The organism is Amycolatopsis sp. NPDC004079 (assembly GCF_040610415.1).
Classification (GTDB): domain Bacteria; phylum Actinomycetota; class Actinomycetes; order Mycobacteriales; family Pseudonocardiaceae; genus Amycolatopsis; species Amycolatopsis halotolerans.
In genome coordinates this window covers 312,037-330,039 of the sequence record NZ_JBEXMH010000004.1, presented here as the reverse complement: position 1 = coordinate 330,039, position 18,003 = coordinate 312,037, and the positions used below count along the sequence as shown (strand labels likewise).

The following is an 18,003-nucleotide window of genomic DNA, read 5'->3' as shown; positions in this document are numbered from 1 at the left end:
GTCCGTGAAGGGCTCCTTGAGGGAATCTGGTTCCCTCAAGGAGCCCTTCACGGACCTAACTCGCGGCTCCGGCGTCGTAGGCGACCTCGCCGCCCACCACTGTCGCGCCGACGCTGATCTCGCCGATCGTTGCCGGGTCGACCGCCAGCAGGTCGTCGCTCAGCACGGTGAAGTCGGCGAGCTTCCCCCGGCTCAGCGTGCCTTTGATCGTTTCCTCGTGCACCGCATAAGCCGAACCGACCGTGTATGCGCGCAATGCCTCCAGTGGAGTCACCGCCTCCTCCGGCGCGATCGGCTGGCCCGACGCGGTCCGGCGGTTGACCATGTCGTGGATGCTCAGCAACGGCGAGGCCGCGACCACCGGCGCGTCCGTGCTCCCCGGCAGCACCACCCCGGCGTCGAGGAAGCTCCGCATCCGATACGCCAGACGGCTGCGTTCCGGGCCAAGCGCGGCGAGCAGCCCGTCGCCGATCTCGGACAGGAATCGCCCCTGCGGCACGGGAATCACGCCCAGCTGAGCGATTCGAGCCACCGCGGCATCGTCGGCGACGGCGCAGTGCTCGATGCGGTGCCGGACATCCTCGCGCGGGTACTTCTGCTGAGCCTCCTCATACGCGTCGAGCACGGCTCCGAGGGCCGCGTCGCCGATAGCGTGGGTAGCGATCTGCCAGTGACACCGGTGCGCCTCGAGGATGTAGCGGCGCAGCTCGTCCGGCTCGAAGAGCATCAGTCCTTGGTTGCCGGGGGTGTCCTCGTATTCGCAGCACATCGCGGCGGACCGGCCGATCAGCGAACCGTCGGAGAGGATTTTGACCGGGCCGATACGCAACCGGTCGTCGCCGACGCCGGTGCGCACGCCGAGGTCCAGTCCGAACCATTCGCCGCCTGGCTCGAACAGACCGCAGTCGCGCAGGGCGGTGATGTAGGGCATTACCGTCATCCGGACGCCCAGCTGGCCGCGTTCCCGGGTGCGTTGGAAGGAATCGAGGTCGGCGCGGCCGTGGCCGATGCCGTCGACGGTGCCGATGCCGGGCTCGGTGACGCTGGTCAGGCCGTCGGCGAGGGCGGCGTGCGCACCGGCGGCGATGTTGGCGATGACCTCTTCGGTCGCCTCGGGGCGCAGCAGGCGGTCGACCAGCACGGTCGCGCGTTCCTGCAGCAATCCGGTGGCGCGGCCGTCTTCGTCGCGGACCACGGTGCCGCCGGGAACGTCCGGAACGCCCAGGCGGCCCGGATATCCGGCCAGCGCGAAGGCTTCGGTGCTCGCCACGGCCATGTGCCGCGACGTGTGCGTGAGCCAGACCGGCCGTCCTCCGGCGGCTTGGTGCAGGGCTTCGGCGGTGGGATGTGCGCCGATCTTGTTCTGGTCGTAGCCCGCGCCGGTGACCCAGGCGTCGGCGGGCAGGGTCGCGGCCCGCTCCGCCACCGCGCGGTAGAGCGCGTCGAGCGTCGGGGCGGCCTCGGCGGAGACGTCCAGCTCGCGGATTCGCTTGCCGCGCATGCTCAAGTGGTGGTGCGCGTCGTTGAGACCAGGGACGACCGGTGCGCCGCCGAGGTCGACCACCACGTCCGCGGAGAGGCCGCGGACCTCGTCGTCGAATCCGACGATCCGGCCGCCGATCACCCCCAGCGCGGTCGCTTGCGGACGGTCTCCGTCCAGCGTGGTGAAGCGTCCATTATGGAATAAAGCATCGAGACGCACGTGGTTCATCCTTGTCGGGTCAGGGTTTTCTCGGATTCGGCGACGGCCGCGGTGCGGCGGGCGAGCGCCAGGACGCAGGTGAGAGTCAGCGAGAGCAGCACGACGTGGTAGATGACGACCGGCCAGATCGCCCCGTGCGTCGAGTTGAGCAGGGCCTGCGCGATGAATGGCGTGGTGCCGCCGAAGATCGTGCTGCACAGCTGATAGGACAGCGAGATTCCGGTGTAGCGCAGGTGGATCGGGAACCCGCGGGTGAGGAATCCGGCGAGCACCGCGTAGTAGCCGGAGCCGCAGACGGTCGCGACCGCGATGCCGACGAACGCCAGTCCCGGGTTGCCGGACGCGATCAGCAGGTACATCGGCACGGTCACCACGATGTTGCAGGCCAGCGAAACGGCCATGAACCGGGTTTCGCCGACCCGTTCGGCCAGCCGCGCCGCGAGCGGCTGCCAGCAGAACTGCACCACAGACGCGCCGAGCAGCACGTACAGCATGGTCTGGCGGCCGATGCCGAGTTCGTTCGTGGACCAGGCGAGGACGAACGTGTTGCTGAAGTACGCGGCGGCGATGCCCATGATGCTCGCGCCGATGCCGAGCAGCACAGTGCGCCAAGCAGTCCGCAAGACTTCGAGCAGCGGCACCTTCGCGACGGCCGCGGTTGCCTTGGCGCGCAGGAATTCCGCCGGTTCCTCGACCTTCAATCGGATCACCAAGCCCAGCGCGACCAGCACGCCGGACAGCAGGAACGGCACCCGCCAGCCCCAGGTCAGAAACTGCTCGTCCGGCAACGCACCCACAGCCAGAAAGACCACTGTGGACAGAATCGACCCAGCCGGCGAGCCCTGTTGAGCGAACATGGCGAAGTACGAACCCCGCCCAGCAGGCGCGTTCTCCGCCGCGAGGACGACCGCGCCGCCCCATTCCCCGCCGACCGCAACGCCTTGCACGGCGCGAAGTGCGACGAGCAGCAAGGGCGCGGCGATGCCGATTTTGGCGTAGGTCGGCAGCAACCCGACCGCGAAGGTCGCGAAACCCATCAGCAGCAGCGTGACGACCAGCGTGTTCTTGCGCCCGACCCGGTCGCCGAGGTGCCCGAACACGATCCCGCCCAGCGGCCGGGCGAGGAAGCCGACCCAGAACGTCCCGAACGCGGCGAGCACGCCGGTCGCCGGGTTCAGCTCCGGGAAGAACAGCTTGCCGAAGACCAGCGCGGACGCGGTTCCGTAGAGGTAGAAGTCATACCACTCGATCGCCGTCCCGGCGAAGGAGGCGAGCGCGGCCCGGCGGCCGGTTGCGGTTTCGTGGTTCACGGGCTACTCCCTGGCGGCGGTGTTCCCCAGAGTCTTCGTCTCGGGACCTATGCTGTCCAATACCTGTCCGGACCCATTCCGATACCTCGGAGGCATAGGCGTGGAACTGCGCGTAGTGCGTTATTTCCTGGCCGTCGCGCGAGAAGGCTCAGTCACCGCCGCGGCGCGCACGGTCCGGGTCGCGCAACCGTCGCTGTCGCGGCAGCTTCGGGCGCTGGAAACCGAACTCGGGGTGGCGTTGTTCTCGCGGTCGCCGGGTTCGCTGACGCTCAGCGCGGCGGGCACCCGGTTCGTGCCGATCGCCCAGGATCTGGTGCGCCGCGCCGAGGAGGCGGGCGCGGTGATGGCCGCGATCGGCCGTACCGAGGACACTCCGCTGACGCTCGTCGCGCCGCCGAGCACAGTGGACAGTCTGCTGGCGCCGTTCATGGCCACCGGCAAGGCCGGGCCGGTGCTGCGGGACGCGTTCCCGGTCGCGCCGGACCAGGTTTTCGACCGGCTCCTGCACAGCAGCGCCGACCTCGGCATCTCGACGTCCCCGCCGCCCGCGCAGCTGGAAACCGCCGCGCTGGGCCGGGTTCTGGTGTCGGCGCAGGTGCGGCCGGGCCACCGCTGGTACGAGGCGGCGTCCATCCCGCTGGCCGAACTGGCCACCGAACCGCTGCTGGTGATGAACCGCAGCAACGCGGCGCGGCTGGTCGTGGACGAGGCGTTCCACCGCGCCGGGCTCATCCCGTCGGAGCTGAACGAGACCGGCTCCCCCAGCGTCGCCCAAGCCCGCGCCGCCGGTCGTGGCGAGGTGTGCCTGGTGACCGACCTCGTCCGGTTCGGCCTGCGCTCCGTCCCGATCGAAACCGCCGACGGGCCGCTGACCGTGCCGCTGTACGCGGGCTGGCGACCGGACCATTACGCCCGGCCGTCGATTCTGGCGCTGGTCGAGGGGTTACGGGAGTTTCGTGGCGCGTTGGGCGAATGAGCCGCACTCGGTGAGAAGTTTTCGGTGGGGCACAACGGGTTTGCTTGGCTATTCTCGGCTGGTGCTTTATGGCTACTTCGTTGCGGTGGACGACACCATGGCCGCGCTCGCGTTCGACGATCCCGACAATGCCCGTTGCGCGGGCTACGCCGAACTCGCCGTGAAGGGAGCCGATCCGATCACGGATCTGCTGCCCGTCGAGACATCTCTGACTCGCAGGACCACCGCGGAGGTCGAGGCCGACCCTGACCGCGGCCGGGACATCGCGCTCCTCGAAGACGGGGAAGCTGCTGCGGTGCTGTCGCTGGCCAACTCCTTCCGCGACGCACTGGCTGCCACCGACGACACTGCTCTCCAAGACGCGTCTGCTGCCTTCGCGGAGCAGCACTGGCAAGAAATCAGCGCTGAGCTTCTCGTCCCCTTTCTGAAGGAACTCGCCGCCCTGGCCAAGGGGGCCGCCACAGACGGCCACCGTCTCTACTGCACGATCTGGCTGTAGCGGCTTTTTCGCCCGATCCGGTGACCCGGCGGCCGATCCCGTGCTAAACAGTGCGGCGATGGGAAAACTGACCCGCCGGGCCCGGGCCACGGCCGACTATCTCTTCTTCGTCGGCGCCGGGGAATGGCCGGTCGCCGTGTCCGCGCTCGGGGTCGTGCTCGGTGCGGTCACGATCCTGCCGAGCGCGTTCGGCGTCGCGGTCTCGATCGTCGCGCTCCTGCTCGGCCTGCTGACCCTGGTACGAGACATCCGCTTGCTGCGGAAACGGTGGGCAGGTTACGAATTCACCGCGATCGTCGCGCCGTTCCCGATCGCGGACACGCCGCCGCCGAGCGCCTACCTAGACGCGCAGTACCTGGCGATTCCCGCCCGCGGCACCGCTTTGGTCAGCGACGCCATCGACGCGGCGCTCACCGAAACCACCTTCAGCATCACCGTCTCCGAAGATCCGTACCGGCTCCCCGCGAAGCTGAAGGCCACCGCACCGCACGTGCTGCCGTTGCGGGCGCGCGGCCGGTTGCTGTTCAACGGCCCGATCGTCGGCATGCGCGGCGAACCGCTGCCGGTCACCGGAGCCAGGCCGGCGCCGATCGTCCTGCACCGCGCCCGGTTCTTCGACGCGGTCTGCAGCAACGAACTGGCGTCGCTGCGCATCACGAACTCCGCTGACGGCCGCGAATACGACCTGCGCAACGAGGAGTTGACCGACTCGTCCGGCGCCCTGCGCACCCTCGCCGCGAGCACGCTCGCCGATCTCGTCGGCGTGTCCACGATCGCGTTCACTTCGGACGGTCTGCTCGTCGTCGTCCGCCAGTCGGCGCGGAATTCGGCCAGTGGACTACTGCTCGCCCCGTCCGGAAGCGGCAGCCTCGAACCGCGGGATCTCCTTACCGCGCAAGGAGGAACCCGGCGGACCCTGCACACCGCAGTGTGCGCCGGAATGGAACGCGAACTCTGCGAGGAAGCTGCGGTCCGGCCCAGCGAAGTCTCCTCGACGCGGCTGACCGGCTTCGCCCGCTGGCTCGAACGCGGCGCGAAACCGGAGTTCTTCGGCATCACGCAACTGTCCGTCGACAGCACCGAACTCACCAGCCGCCGAGCGAAAGGCGCGGAACGGCTCTACAGCGCCGGAGTCACCGTCCTGGAGATCGATCTGGCCGCGCTAGGCCAAGAACTGACCGACGGCGTACCCCTGGCCGAAGCGAGCGCACTGCCGCCGCGACTGCGCGACGACAGCTCTCTCCCGCTGCTGTTGTGCCTGCGCAGCGCCGCGCTGCGGGTCAGTGCTCGTTCTTGATGACGAAGTAGGACCCGCGGATCGTCCCGGCGAGCTTCGACTTCTGCCGCGCGAACTTGAACTTGTCGGCGAGTTCCCCGGGCACGTCCATCCCGTCGGAGAGCTTGAACCCGACGGCCCGCTTGCCGCCCTCCCCCAGGGTGTACATGACGTTGATCGACAGGCCGCTCTCGTAGAAGACGTAAGCCATCCGGATGCCGTCGACCTCGAATTCGCTCGCCTCGAGCGGCCGCGAGGAAATGACGAGATCCCGTTCGTCCTCGAGAATCCCGTGCACCCAGCCGATGATCTCCGGGACCTCGGCCGCGGGCTCGACGGTGAACACGTGGTCGTACTTGTTCTTGAAGTAGCGAGCCTCGTTGGCCCGCAGCCCGGCGAGCGCGTCCGCGACCGGAGAGGACTCCAGGCCGACTGTCGACACGGTGGTGAAATCGACGGCGTAGGACATGATCCGCACTCCCCTGGCTGGGCCTGATCGCGACGACCGGAGAGTACCTCGGGCTCGCGGCCGTTCGCGACTCGTTCCCCGGCGCGGGGCCGGGCAGCGCTGCCCGGCCCCGGTCGGTCAACCGAAGAAGTTGCGAGCCTCGCTGATGCGGCCCTTTTCGAACGTGAGGACGCCGTATCCGGCGGCCACGGGCTCGGTCTCCTTGCCGAGGTACCACGCGTACAGAGCCACGTCGTGGTGCGCGCTGATCACCTGGGTGAGGCCTAGGGCGAGGTCGCCCAGCTTCTCCCGGGCCTGGCCGACCGCGTCGACGATCGCCTCCCGGCCGTCGGCAGTCCAGTCCGGGTCGACGATGTCGGCGTCCTCGGTGAAGATCGCTTCGAGCGTTTTGCGGCGCTGCTCGGCGTCGAAGGTATTCCACGCCTCGAAGTAGGCCTGCACGAGCTCGCTGGCAGTGGTGCTCATTGATGTTTCTCCATTTCTATGGGTTATTCGGCGGAAGCGCCGACGGTGTCCGGGGCTGTGCGGGTTTGCCGCGGCGGTCGTTTCACCAGGAACGCGAGGAAGCCGCCGGCCACCGAGGCGATACCGGCGACCCACAGCGCGACGCGAAGTCCGCCGACCACCGCGGACGGCTCCGGCACCGCGTGCAGATCGAGGCCCGCGTTGGCGACCGCGACGAGTACCGCGAGGCCGATGGCGCCGCCGATCTGCTGCGACGTGGTCGCCAACGCGGAGGCGACGCCCTGTTCTCCAGGTGCGACGCCGGAGGCCGCGGAGACGAACATCGCCGGGAAAGTCAGCCCGCCGCCGACGCCCCAGACGACGAGTCCGGCGAGGACAGTCCAGAACGACGCGCCGACGGCCATTCCGACAGCGAGCAAGGCCAGCCCGGCGCCGTTGACGAGCATGCCGGTGAACAGCGTCGTGCGGATGCCCCACCGGCCGAGGAGGATTCCGGTCAGCTTCAGCGACGCCGCCATCGAGATGATCGTCAGCGGCAGGAACGCGAGACCAGCCTGCAAAGCGTTGTACCCCAGCACGTTCTGCAGGTAGGCGGTGAACAGGTAGTACGCCCCGCCCAGGCCGCTTTGGAAGACGAGGATCACTCCCATCGCGACGAGCAGGCTGCGGTTGCCGAACAGTCGCAGCGGGGCCAGCGGGTCGCGAGTGCGCTTCTCCACGACCGCGAACACGGCCAGCAGCACGGCCCCGCCGAGCAACGCGCCGAGGCCCCGCCACGAAACCCAGCCCACTTCCGGCCCGCTGACCAGGCCGAGGACCAGCAGCGACGAGCCGGCGCTGGCCACGATCGCGCCGGTGAGGTCGAATCCGCCGCGCACAGCGGAACGAACGGGGTCGGCGGCGAGCACCGGACGAGCGGCGAGGGCAGCGCCCAAGGCAAGCGGTACCAGCAGGAACAGCACCCACTGCCAGCCCAGCGCGTTGGTGAGCACGCCGCCGAGCAACGCGCCGGCGGCGAGTCCGCCGCTGCCCGCCGCGCCCCACACCGCCAGCGCGCGGTTGCGGGCAGGGCCTTCGGCAAAGCTCGTGCTGATCAACGCGAGCGTCGCCGGAGTGAGCAGCGCGGCACCAAGCCCCTGGACGGCGCGCGCCGCGTCCAGGAGTCCGGGATTTCCCGCGAAACCCCCGGCGAGGCAGGCGAATCCGAAAATCGCGAGGCCCGCGACGAAGGTGCGCCGGGCCCCGAATCTGTCGACGATCCGGCCGCCGAAGAGCAGGAACCCGCCGAACCCCACGGCGTACGCGCTGACGACCCACTGCAGCGACTGCGCCGTGAAGCCCAGTTCGCGGCCGATGTCGGGCAGCGCGACGTAAACGATGTTGTAGTCCAGCGCGATCACGAACTGGGCGAACGCCAGCAGCGCCAGGGCCAGCCCGGACCGCCGGGCGACTGAGGTCTCCATCGAATGTGTTTCCTCCGAGCCGTTCTACACGGCTATCAATTACTACACGGCGTTCAGTAACAGCACGGCGAATAGTAGCCGAGCGCTGTAGAGTGTCAAGCGTGGAAGCTCGGGTGCCCAGCAGACGGGAACGGCTGCGCGCGGAAGCCAGCCAGGAGATCAAGGCGATCGCGCTGCGGTTGATGACCGAAGGCGGGCCGTCCGCGATCTCGCTGCGGGCGATCGCGCGCGAGATGGGCATGACCGCCGGCGCGCTCTACGGCTACTACGCCACCCGCGACGACCTGGTCAACGCACTGATCGCGGAGATCTACTCGGCGTTGGCGGGCAAGGAGGAAGCCGCCCGCGACGCCGTGCCCGAGGACGATCCGGAGGGCCGGGTGCTCGCCGTCGGGGAAGCCTTCCGGGACTGGGCGGTCAGCCGTCCCGAGGAGTTCCAGCTCATCTACGGCGACCCGCTGCCCGGCTACCAGGCCCCCGAAGGCGGCGCGGCGGCGGACGCGGAACACCGGGCGTGCGCGGTGCTCACCGGACTCGTCGCCGACGCCTGGCCGCACGCGAGCAAACGACTGTCCGACGACGGCTACGACTGGGCGGATTTCGACCCCGGTTTCGCCGCGGTGATCCGGGGAGAATTCCCCGACCTGCCGCCCGCCGCGGTCGCACTGGCGATGCGGGTCTGGGGGCGGATGCACGGGCTGGTGGCGCTGGAGGTGTACGGGCACTTGCGGCCGCAGGTCCTCGACCCGGGGCGGCTGTACCGGGCCGAACTGCTGGACCTGACGAAAACCCTGGGAATCACTCCCGCCGACCGGGCCCGGTGAACGTGGTTTTCCTGCTGGTCCACGGCGGACTGTGGGAAGACATGGACGCCGACCGGTTCTGGACGCGGCCGGGGATCACCGGCGGCCTCCGCCGGAAGGGTGGCACGGTACTGGCCCCCGATCGCCTCCGGCACCCGCCGGACTGGCCCGCCGAAGCCGCGCATCTCGCCGCATTCCTGCCGGACCGGCCGGTCGTTGTCGTCGCCGGTTCGAACGGGTGCTCCGCGGCTGTCCGGCTCGCGCTGGCCTTTCCGCGGCGGATCGACCGGCTGCTGCTCGCCTGGCCCGCCACCGCCGGAGACGCCGAGGTCGACGCCCGCGCCAGCTTGGCCGGGGTCCCGCGTGCACTGCTGCGGGGCGAGACCCTGCGCGGCGTCACCGACGACGAGCTGGCCACGCTCGCCATGCCGGTCGGCGTGCTTCCGTCCGTCCCGGACAATCCGTTCCACCAGCGCCGCACCGTCGATTCCCTCCGGCGGCTCGTGCCCGGATGCACGGAACTCCCCGGCTGTCCGGAGCCGCCCAGTCCGGGCTTCGCGTCCCATGTGGACGGTCTGCTCGCCTCGATCGCCGGGTTCGCCGACCGCTGAACCCCGATTTCCCCCGCGGACGCCCGGTGAGGGAATTTCGTGCAAGGCCTACGGTGGCTTGGTGCGCAACCACCTGATCGACCTGGCCGTCGCGCTCGCCGTGCTCGGCCTGACGCTGGCCGGCGAGCTGCCGGACGCGAGCCGGCCGTGGTTCTGGCCGATCGCGGTCGCGGTGATGTTCGCGGCGGTGCTGCTGCGCCGCCGGTTCCCGTTGAGCACGATGCTGGTGTCGGTCGGCGTCGCGCTCGCCACGCCGCCGTTCTGGGGTACGTCCGTCACCCTCTACACGGTCGCTTCGCTGCGCGGGCTCCGCTGGCCGACCGCGGTCGCGGTGCTGGCGGAGATCGGGCTGATGGCGTCGTTTTCCCGGACGTCAACGCCGCAGGACTGGAAGACGTTCGGACTCGCCCTCGTGCTGATGGTCGGGGTCCCGACGCTGGCCGGACTGTGGATGCACCAGCGCGCGGCCTTGCTCGCCGCCCTGCGCGACCGCGCGGAACAGGCCGAACGCGAGCGTGACCTGCTCGGCGAGCGGGCCGTGACAGCGGAGCGGCGGCGGATCGCGCGCGAGATGCACGACGTCGTCGCGCATCGGGTCAGCATTGTCGCGCTGCAGGCGGGCGCGCTTTCCGTGCGGGCCAAGGACGACGAGACCGTGCAGCTCGCCGAGATCATCCGTGAATCGAGTTCCGCCGCGCTCAACGAATTGCGCGACATCCTGCAGGTGCTCCGCGACGACGGTCCGGAACCGCGCTCGCTGCCGGACCCGACGCTGGCCGGAGTCCGCCAGCTCGCCGACGACCTCGCCGCCGCCGGTGCGCGGGTCCGCGCTGACCTGCCGGACCCGATGCCGGATGTGCCCGATCAGATCGGGCGCGCGGCGTACCGGATCGTGCAGGAAGCGCTCACCAACGCCGCGAAACACTCCCCGGGAACGACAATCGACGTGCGACTGTCCACTTCCGACGATGACCTGGTGGTCGAAGTGGCCAATCCGCTCGCCGATTCGGCCGGGCTGCCCGGTGCGGGCTACGGCGTGATCGGCATGCGCGAACGCGTCACGCTGACCGGAGGAACGCTCCGCGCCGGTCCGGACGGCGCGGGCAGCTACCGGGTGCGGGCCGCGTTCCCGCTGCGAGCGGAGGAAAAGTGCTGAAAATCCTGCTGATCGACGACGAGGTGCTCGTGCGCAGCGGCATCCGGATGATCCTGGAGTCCGATCCGGGGATCGAGGTGGTCGCGGAGGCCGGCGACGGTCGCGGAGTGCTCGCGCTGGTCCGCGAGCACCGGCCGGACCTCGTGCTCACCGACGTGCAGATGCCCGAGGTCGACGGCCTGGAGGTGACCCGGCTGGTGACCGCCGAACCGGACGCGCCCGCGGTGGTCGTGCTGACGACGTTCGACCTGGACGAGTACGTGCACGAGGCGCTTCGCCACGGTGCCACGGGTTTCCTCCTCAAGGACACGCCGCCGCGCGAGCTGGTCAAGGCGATGCACGTGGTGGGCAGCGGCGAGGCGATGCTGTCGCCGTCGATCACCCGTCGGCTGCTGACGCACTTCGCCACCGCCGCCACCCCGACGCCCGCCCGAGCCCGGCTCGAACCGCTGACACCGAGGGAACGCGAGGTCGCCGTGGCCGTCGCGCAGGGTTCGAGCAACGCCGAGATCGCCCGCGGGCTCGGGCTCAGCGAGGCGACCGTGAAGGTCCACTTGGGACGGATCATGACCAAGACCGAGGCGGCGAACCGCACCCAGGTCGCGATTCTCGTGCACGACGCCGGGCTCGCCTGAATCGTTATCCCGCAACGGGTTGCCAGGTTCTATGCTCGACGCCGGGTCGGGGGGCCAGTTCCGAGGGGACCCCATGCTGCCGCCGAAACCGACCGGGCCGAGCTACGAAGACGCGCCACCGCCGCCGATGCAACCGCGCGGCGCCAACGGCTTCGCGATCGCGTCGCTGGTCCTCGCCATCCCGGCGTTCAGCCTGCCGCTGAGCATCGCGTTCGGGATCATCGCGCTCCGCCAGATCCGCGTGCTCGGCAACCCGGGCCGCGGGCTCGCGATCGCCGGGCTGTCGATCAGCGGCGCATGGCTGGCGGTGCTCCTGATCGGGCTCACGGTCGCCAGTCCTTCAGCGGACCCGCTGTTCCACGCCAGCCCCGGCGACTGCTTCCGCTCGGGCACCAAGGCCAGCCCTGTGTCATGCGAGGACGCGCACGACATCGAGGTGTTCCGCCTGGTGCCCGGCGGCGATTCGCTCCGCAACGCCTGTGCGGCCGAAGCCAAGGAGTACTTCGCCAGCAGTGTCCCGCCGGACTACGTTCACGTGAGCGCACGGCAGCCGTCCACATCGGACTCACCCGATCAACACGCGGTGTGCACGCTCGAGACCGACTTCCCCACCACCGGCCGGGTCGTGCACTGACCGGTCAGGGCGCACCCGGCGGCACGAACGGCAATCCGCCCGGAGCGCCCGCCTCCGCCAGTGCCATGAGCATCCCGGTGTCCACTTCGGACTGAATCGCGTCGGCCAACCGGTCCAGCATGTCCTCGCGCAGGTCCGCGAACCCCGGTGCCCCTTCGGCGGCCTGCCATTCGATGCCCGCCTGCGCCGCCGCTTCGGTAAGCCAAGCGCGGCGGAACCCGTCGTTCTCCAACGCGCCATGCCACGTCGTGCCCCACACCGAACCGACGCGATAACCGTCCAAAAACGACTCCGCGGCCGCCGGGGCGGCGCTGCCATGGTGGATCTCGTATGCGTCCACCCGATGTCCGCGCCATTCGCCAGTCGGACGGCCGAGCACCTTCTCCCCCGCGAACGTCACGCGCGTCGGCAGCAGCCCCAGCCCTTCGACGAGACCGGCACCCGATTCGACATCGTCCTCAATGGACTCCGCGAGCATCTGGTACCCGCCGCAGATCCCCAGCACCGGAAGCCCCGCTTTGGCCCGCGCGGTCACCGCGTCCGCCAAACCTCGCTCACGCAACCACTTCAGATCGTCCACAGTGGCCCGAGAGCCCGGCAACACAACCAGATCCGCGGCGGCGACGGTGTCCGGATCGGCGGTGAGACTCACCGTCACGCCGGGCTCGGCCGCGAGCGCGTCCACGTCGGTGGCATTGGAAGCCCTAGGGAACCGGACCACTGCCACCCGCAACCCGCGTTGCGCGGCTTCGTGCCGCCATCCGGCCGCCGCCAGGGCGTCCTCGGAGTCGATCCACACGCGGTCCAGCCACGGCAGCACACCCAGCACCGGCCGTCCGGTGACCTTCTCCAGGCTGTTCAACCCCGGCTGCAGCAATCCGACGTCGCCGCGGAATTTGTTGACCAGCCAGCCCGCCACCAAGGCCTGGTCCTCGGCCGACAGCAACGCGAGCGTCCCGAACATCGCGGCGAGCACCCCGCCGCGATCGATGTCGCCGACCACCAGCACCGGCAGGGAAAACCGCCGCGCGAGGCCCATGTTGACGTAGTCGCCGGAGCGCAGGTTGATCTCCGCCGGACTGCCCGCTCCTTCGCAGACGACGAGGTCGAACCGTTGCCGCAACTGGGCGAACGCGTCGAAGGCGATCTCCGCGAGCCCAGCGCGTCCGGTGGCGTACTCCCCGGCTTCGAGGGTGCCGTACGGCTTGCCGAGCGCGATGACGTGACTGCGCCGGTCGCTGCCGGGCTTGAGCAGCACGGGGTTCATCGCCGCTTCCGGCTCCACCCGCGCGGCCCGCGCCTGCAGCCACTGCGCGCGGCCGATCTCCGCGCCGTCCGCGCACACCATGGAGTTGTTCGACATGTTCTGCGCCTTGAACGGGGCGACCCGCACCCCGCGCCGCGCGAACCACCGGCAGAGTCCGGCGGTGACCAGGCTTTTCCCGGCGTCGGAGGTCGTCCCGGCGATCAGCAGCCCGCTCATTTCGCCACCGTAATGCCCGCGCTCCGCGACCCGCTCACCGAGCCACCGCGATCCCCGCCGCGACCGCCAGCGCCGCCGCCCCCACCAGCCGCGACAACCGCACCGCCCGGCGCAAATCGCGCGCTCCCGGCGGACGTCCGTCACCCAGCGTGCCCCGGCGCTCGACCTCGCCGTGATACGTATTCGTGCCGCCGAGCCGGATGTCCAGCGCCCCCGCGAACGCGGCCTCGACCTGTCCCGCGTTCGGACTCGGATGCGCGCTCCCGTCCCGTCGCCAAGCGCGCCAAGCCGACCGCGCGTGCCCGCCGGCCAACGGCGCGGTCAGCACCGTCAGCACCGCGCCGACGCGCGCCGGCACCAGATTGATCCAGTCGTCGGTGCGCGCGGCGAACCAGCCGAAGTTGCGGTGCCGCGGCGAGCGGTAGCCGACCATCGCGTCAAGCGTGTTCACCGCGCGATACCCGAGCAGGCCCGGCACGCCCGCGACCGCGCCCCACAGCAGGGGCGCGACGACCGCGTCCGAGGTGTTCTCGGCGATCGATTCGGTGGCCGCGCGGGTCAGCTCGGCGGCGTCGAGACCGGTGGCGTCGCGCGCGCAGAGGTGGCTGAGCCGCTGCCGAGCGGCGGGCAATTCACCCGATTCGAGTAATCGCGCCATTTCGTGCCCCTCCGCGGCGAGCCCGCGACCGCCGAGGACGACCCACGTCGCCGCGGCAGTCAGGACAAATCGGACACCCGGCCGGTTCCGCGCGGCTCGCTCGGCAAGAAATCCCAGCCCGGCGACCGACCCCGCGCAGACCGCCGCGTAGCCCGCGCCACGCGGCTTGGAATCGGCCCACCACCAGCGTTCCAGCTGGCCAGCGGCGGTGCCGAAGAGCGCGACCGGATGGCCCCGGCGCGGGTCGCCGAACCACGCGTCGACGGCGTATCCGGCAACGATCCCGGCCGCGGCGGCGGCTTGTCGGAGTGGCACGTGGCGAACCGTAGCGCTAGGGAGAGAATGCCGGGTATGACCAAGCTGACGCACCGGCTCGCCGGGTCTCTCGAAACCCTGGCGCAGGCCCTCCGCCGGTACGGACGCGACGACGGCAAGGTGCTCGTTCTCGGCGGGGTTCGCTCGGGCAAGTCGAGGCACGCGGAGCGGCTCGTCGCGCACCACCCCCACCTCGTGTACGTCGCTCCCGGGCTGCCCCCGTCGGCGGAGGACCCGGAATGGGCCGCCCGCGTCGAGGCGCACCGGGCCCGCCGCCCCCGCCACTGGACGACGATCGAGACCACCGATCTGGCGACCGTGCTGCGCAACGCGACCAGCCCGTTGCTGATCGACTGTCTCGGCACCTGGCTGTCGCGGGTGCTCGACGAGGTCGGCGCGTGGACGGGCACAACGGGCTGGGAGCGCAGACTGGACGACCGGCTCGAGGATTTCCTCGCCGCGTGGAGCCAGGCGCGGGTGCCGATCGTCGCGGTCAGCAACGAGGTCGGCAGCGGTGTGGTGCCCGCAACGGTGTCCGGGCGGCTGTTCCGTGATGTGCTGGGCGCACTCAACAACCGGGTGTCCGCCGACAGCGACCGCGTTTCGCTGATCGTCGCCGGGCGGGCGCTCGACCTTCCGTGAGGAGCTAGCCGTGCCGCGTTTCGCCATCCCCGTCCCGGACGCCGCCGCCCGCGCCACCGCCCTGGAGCGGCTGGACGGCCTGGTCAAACCGGTCGGCTCCCTCGGCAGGCTGGAAGAACTCGCGGCCTGGCTGAGCGCCGCGCACGGCGTGGTCCCGCCGCGCCCGCTGGACGACGTCCGCGTGGTCGTCTTCGCCGGCGACCACGGGGTGTCGGCGCAGTCGGCGTACCCGCGCGAGGTGACGGCGGCGATGGTGCGCGTCTTCCTGGCCGGGCGGAGCGGGGTAACGGTGCTCGCGGCGCAGGTCGGGGCAAAGGTGCGGGTAGCCGACATCGCGGTGGACTGGGACGCTTCGGACGTCCCCGCGGAGGTCACCGCCCACAAGATCCGCCGCGGTTCGGGCGCTATCGACGTCGAAGACGCTTTGGCCCCCGGCGAGGCTCTTGCGGCTTTTGAGGCGGGTCGCGCCATCGCTGCTTCGGAGTCCACTGCGGACGTTCTCATTCCTGGCGACATGGGCATCGGCAACACCACTGTCGGTGCTGCGGTGGTGGCGTCGGTTTTGGGCCTGCCCGCTGCCGAAGTGGTCGGGACCGGGACTGGCGTGTCCGGGGAGGCTTTGGAGCGCAAGACTTCGGTCGTTGCCGCTGCTCTTGCGCGCCGCTCCGTGACCGATGCTTTCGACCGCCTGACCGCCCTGGGCAGCGCCTGCCTCGCGGCGACGGCCGGGTTCCTGGTGGAAGCGGCGGTTCGGGGGATCCCGGTGGTGCTGGACGGGATTTTCTCCGCGACGGCCGCGCTGGTGGCCCGGGACATCGCGCCAGGTGCGGAGCAGTGGTGGCTGGCGGGGCACCGTTCGACGGAGCCCGCGCAAGCGTTTGCTTTGAAGGCTTTGGGGTTGACGCCGATCCTGGATCTGGGCCTGCGGCTCGGGGAAGGCAGCGGGGCGGTACAGGCGGTGCCGACGCTGCGGGCGGCGCGCGCGGTGATCGCGGAGATGGGTTTGCTGGCGGACCTCGGGTGACGGGTTTGGTCGGAGGGCGAGGCTTGTTCGGCGGGCGAGGCTTGCTCGGGCCGGGCTCGGGGTCAGGCTCGGGCTCGGGCTCGGGGTGGAGGTCGGGCTCGGGCTCGTGGCGCTGGCCTGCGGTTCGGCTCGGGGGCTGGTTCGGAGTTCGGGTGGCGGATCGACTCGAAGTTCGCTTCGCCGGGAACCGCCCCAATGTGGCGTTGGGTGCATCTCACGCACCCAATGTGGCGTTCGGTGCGCCGGGTGCACCCAATGTGGCATTCGGTGCATCCCACGCACCCAATGTGGCGTTCGGTGCGCCGGGTGCACCCAATGTGGCATTCGGTGCATCCCACGCACCCAATGTGGCATTGGGGCGCGAGCCGTGATCCCGCTGAGCGACGGCATCCGGCTGGCCGTCGGCACCCTGACCACCGTCCCGGTCCCCGCACCGCGCGCGATCGACCGGGGCGTGGCGGGGGTGGCGATGACGCTAGGCCCGCTGGCCGCGCTGCCGCTCGCGGCGGTGGCGGGGCTGATCGTGGCCGGTGGAGTCGCGATCGGGCTCCCCGCGCTGGCCGTCGCCGCACTGGCGCTCGGGGCGGTCGCCCTGGGTAGCCGCGGACTGCATCTCGACGGACTCGCCGACACCGCCGACGGACTCGGTGCCTCCTACGACCGCGCGAAAGCCCTCGACGTCATGCGGCGCGGCGACTCGGGACCTACGGGTGTCGCGACGCTGCTCTTCGTCCTGCTCGTCCAAACCGGCGCGCTGACCGGCGCGATCGCGCACGGGCACGGGATCGCCGCCGCGGTCCTGTCCGTCCTGTGTGGACGGTGTGTGCTCTCGTTGTGCTGCGCGCGAGGGGTCCCTTCGGCCCGACCGGAGGGGTTGGGCGCGACGGTCGCCGGGTCCGTTCCGGTCCTGGTGGCCGCGGCGGTGTTCGTGCTCGCGGCGGGGTGCGCCGCGTTGACGCCGGGATTGCCGTGGTGGCGAGGGGTCCTCGCGGTGGCGCTCGGCTACGCGGCCGCGGCGGTGTTGCTGGCCCGGTGCGTCCAGCGCATCGGCGGAGTGACCGGCGACGTCCTCGGCGGCTGCGTCGAGGTCGCGGTGGCCGCGGCGTTGCTGGCGACCGCCTGACCAAGCGCCAGCCCGCCGTTACTCCGGAAAGGAAATCGTCTCCGCGTCCGGCAGGGAGGTCGGGTATTCGCCGAGGTAGGTGGCGTATTCCAAACCGGACAGTACGCCCTGAGCGACCCACACGAGGAACTCGCCGGCGTCCTCCACCAAGGCCAGCCGGGGAAACACCCCGTTCAGGTCGCCGTCCGGGATCGCGCCGGGCACCTCGATGTCGACGCTCACCGAACCTGGAGCCCAGGTCGCGACCACCTCCGCCCGGTCCACTTGCGCGAGCAGCCCCGGACGGCCCGCGAGGATTCGGCGCAGTACCGCGCGCTCGTCCTCGTTCAGCAGCCTTGTCATACGAAAAACTCCTCAATCCACGAACCCGCCGTGCGCACGGATTCCGCCCGCACCTTTCGCGCGAAATCGTCGATCGCCGTGTCGATCTCCGCGGCCGGGCGCACGGCACCGCGCACGATCCGGACCGCGTCGTCGATCGCTTGCCAGCCGCCGGGCGCGCGGCAGATCCGCAGTGGCCATCGTCCTTCCAGCGAAAGAGACAGGAACTCGAAGTCAGGCCGGTCCGCCTCCGGGCGGGCCTTCCACGTCCGCAGTGCCACGGCGAGTTCCGCCACCGGGAACGACTTCCAGGCGCAGAGAACGATTCCGTCGTCCACGACCTCAAGATCGGCTTCCACGTTGACGAAGACGTCGCCCCTGCCCCGATAATGCAGATCCGAGGTGTCGAAACGGGAGTACGCGAACAACATCAGCACT

The 18,003-nt window shown here is 70.4% G+C and carries 20 protein-coding genes; 11 read left to right on the top strand and 9 right to left on the bottom strand.

Features of this window, described 5'->3' with window-relative positions; all coding sequences use genetic code 11:
* Positions 1-55 precede the first annotated feature (55 nt).
* Entirely contained in the window at positions 56-1,702 is a 1,647-nt protein-coding gene (locus ABZX37_RS06755) for an amidohydrolase (protein ID WP_354736708.1), read from the bottom strand.
* Positions 1,703-1,707: 5 nt separating this feature from the next.
* Positions 1,708-3,012, bottom strand: a complete 1,305-nt coding sequence (locus ABZX37_RS06750; protein ID WP_354736707.1) for an MFS transporter — start codon at positions 3,010-3,012, stop codon at positions 1,708-1,710.
* Between the two features lie 100 nt (positions 3,013-3,112).
* Here ABZX37_RS06750 and ABZX37_RS06745 point away from each other — a divergent pair, with 100 nt between their 5' ends.
* The 3 genes from ABZX37_RS06745 to ABZX37_RS06735 all read left to right on the top strand — a co-directional run bounded on the left by ABZX37_RS06745 (position 3,113) and on the right by ABZX37_RS06735 (position 5,784).
* The gene (locus ABZX37_RS06745; protein ID WP_354736706.1) at positions 3,113-3,988 is read left to right on the top strand and encodes a LysR family transcriptional regulator; all 876 of its coding nucleotides are present in this window, start codon (positions 3,113-3,115) and stop codon (positions 3,986-3,988) included.
* A 61-nt stretch (positions 3,989-4,049) separates the two neighbouring features.
* On the top strand, positions 4,050-4,487 hold the full coding sequence (locus ABZX37_RS06740; protein ID WP_354736705.1) for a hypothetical protein: 438 nt from the start codon (positions 4,050-4,052) through the stop codon (positions 4,485-4,487).
* 58 nt (positions 4,488-4,545) lie between these two features.
* A complete protein-coding gene (locus ABZX37_RS06735) occupies positions 4,546-5,784 on the top strand; it encodes a hypothetical protein (protein WP_354736704.1) in 1,239 nt (412 codons plus the stop codon).
* Here the strand turns inward: ABZX37_RS06735 and ABZX37_RS06730 are convergent.
* From ABZX37_RS06730 to ABZX37_RS06720, 3 genes are all read right to left on the bottom strand, one after another.
* Positions 5,768-6,232, bottom strand: coding sequence for a phage tail protein (locus tag ABZX37_RS06730; RefSeq protein ID WP_354736703.1), 465 nt, complete (start codon positions 6,230-6,232; stop codon positions 5,768-5,770). The two genes, ABZX37_RS06735 and ABZX37_RS06730, sit on opposite strands and share 17 nt — an antisense overlap.
* 117 nt (positions 6,233-6,349) lie before the next feature.
* Complete coding sequence (locus tag ABZX37_RS06725) at positions 6,350-6,697, bottom strand: nuclear transport factor 2 family protein (RefSeq protein ID WP_354736702.1); 348 nt, start codon at positions 6,695-6,697, stop codon at positions 6,350-6,352.
* A 23-nt stretch (positions 6,698-6,720) separates the two neighbouring features.
* Positions 6,721-8,160, bottom strand: coding sequence for an MFS transporter (locus ABZX37_RS06720; protein WP_354736701.1), 1,440 nt, complete (start codon positions 8,158-8,160; stop codon positions 6,721-6,723).
* Positions 8,161-8,261: 101 nt separating this feature from the next.
* Here ABZX37_RS06720 and ABZX37_RS06715 point away from each other — a divergent pair, with 101 nt between their 5' ends.
* The 5 genes from ABZX37_RS06715 (at position 8,262) to ABZX37_RS06695 (ending at position 11,999) form a co-directional block, all read left to right on the top strand.
* Positions 8,262-8,984, top strand: coding sequence for a TetR/AcrR family transcriptional regulator (locus ABZX37_RS06715; RefSeq protein WP_354736700.1), 723 nt, complete (start codon positions 8,262-8,264; stop codon positions 8,982-8,984).
* Positions 8,981-9,574, top strand: coding sequence for an alpha/beta hydrolase (locus tag ABZX37_RS06710; RefSeq protein WP_354736698.1), 594 nt, complete (start codon positions 8,981-8,983; stop codon positions 9,572-9,574). Before ABZX37_RS06715 ends, ABZX37_RS06710 begins: the two co-directional genes overlap by 4 nt.
* Before the next feature lie 61 nt (positions 9,575-9,635).
* Positions 9,636-10,730: a histidine kinase gene (locus ABZX37_RS06705; RefSeq protein ID WP_354736696.1), complete on the top strand. Its 1,095-nt coding sequence runs from the start codon at positions 9,636-9,638 to the stop codon at positions 10,728-10,730.
* The gene (locus ABZX37_RS06700; protein ID WP_354736694.1) at positions 10,724-11,365 is read left to right on the top strand and encodes a response regulator transcription factor; all 642 of its coding nucleotides are present in this window, start codon (positions 10,724-10,726) and stop codon (positions 11,363-11,365) included. The genes ABZX37_RS06705 and ABZX37_RS06700 overlap by 7 nt, the downstream gene beginning before the upstream one ends.
* A gap of 73 nt (positions 11,366-11,438) precedes the next feature.
* A complete protein-coding gene (locus ABZX37_RS06695; RefSeq protein ID WP_354736692.1) occupies positions 11,439-11,999 on the top strand; it encodes a DUF4190 domain-containing protein in 561 nt (186 codons plus the stop codon).
* A 4-nt stretch (positions 12,000-12,003) separates the two neighbouring features.
* Here the strand turns inward: ABZX37_RS06695 and ABZX37_RS06690 are convergent, their stop codons facing one another.
* Entirely contained in the window at positions 12,004-13,482 is a 1,479-nt protein-coding gene (locus ABZX37_RS06690) for a cobyric acid synthase (protein ID WP_354736690.1), read from the bottom strand.
* Between the two features lie 34 nt (positions 13,483-13,516).
* Positions 13,517-14,455, bottom strand: coding sequence for a cobalamin biosynthesis protein (locus ABZX37_RS06685; protein WP_354736688.1), 939 nt, complete (start codon positions 14,453-14,455; stop codon positions 13,517-13,519).
* Between the two features lie 36 nt (positions 14,456-14,491).
* Between ABZX37_RS06685 and ABZX37_RS06680 the strand changes: the two genes are divergently transcribed.
* From ABZX37_RS06680 to ABZX37_RS06670, 3 genes are all read left to right on the top strand, one after another.
* Entirely contained in the window at positions 14,492-15,097 is a 606-nt protein-coding gene (locus tag ABZX37_RS06680) for a bifunctional adenosylcobinamide kinase/adenosylcobinamide-phosphate guanylyltransferase (RefSeq protein ID WP_354736686.1), read from the top strand.
* 10 nt (positions 15,098-15,107) lie between these two features.
* A complete protein-coding gene (gene cobT / locus ABZX37_RS06675; protein ID WP_354736684.1) occupies positions 15,108-16,121 on the top strand; it encodes a nicotinate-nucleotide--dimethylbenzimidazole phosphoribosyltransferase in 1,014 nt (337 codons plus the stop codon).
* A gap of 367 nt (positions 16,122-16,488) precedes the next feature.
* Positions 16,489-17,244, top strand: coding sequence for an adenosylcobinamide-GDP ribazoletransferase (locus ABZX37_RS06670; protein ID WP_354736682.1), 756 nt, complete (start codon positions 16,489-16,491; stop codon positions 17,242-17,244).
* An 18-nt stretch (positions 17,245-17,262) separates the two neighbouring features.
* On the opposite strand, the gene ABZX37_RS06665 is transcribed toward ABZX37_RS06670, so the two are convergent.
* Together ABZX37_RS06665 and ABZX37_RS06660 are read right to left on the bottom strand one after the other, a co-directional pair.
* The gene (locus tag ABZX37_RS06665; RefSeq protein ID WP_354736680.1) at positions 17,263-17,586 is read right to left on the bottom strand and encodes a hypothetical protein; all 324 of its coding nucleotides are present in this window, start codon (positions 17,584-17,586) and stop codon (positions 17,263-17,265) included.
* Positions 17,583-17,996, bottom strand: a complete 414-nt coding sequence (locus tag ABZX37_RS06660; RefSeq protein WP_354736678.1) for a hypothetical protein — start codon at positions 17,994-17,996, stop codon at positions 17,583-17,585. Before ABZX37_RS06660 ends, ABZX37_RS06665 begins: the two co-directional genes overlap by 4 nt.
* Between the last annotated feature and the right edge of the window lie 7 nt (positions 17,997-18,003).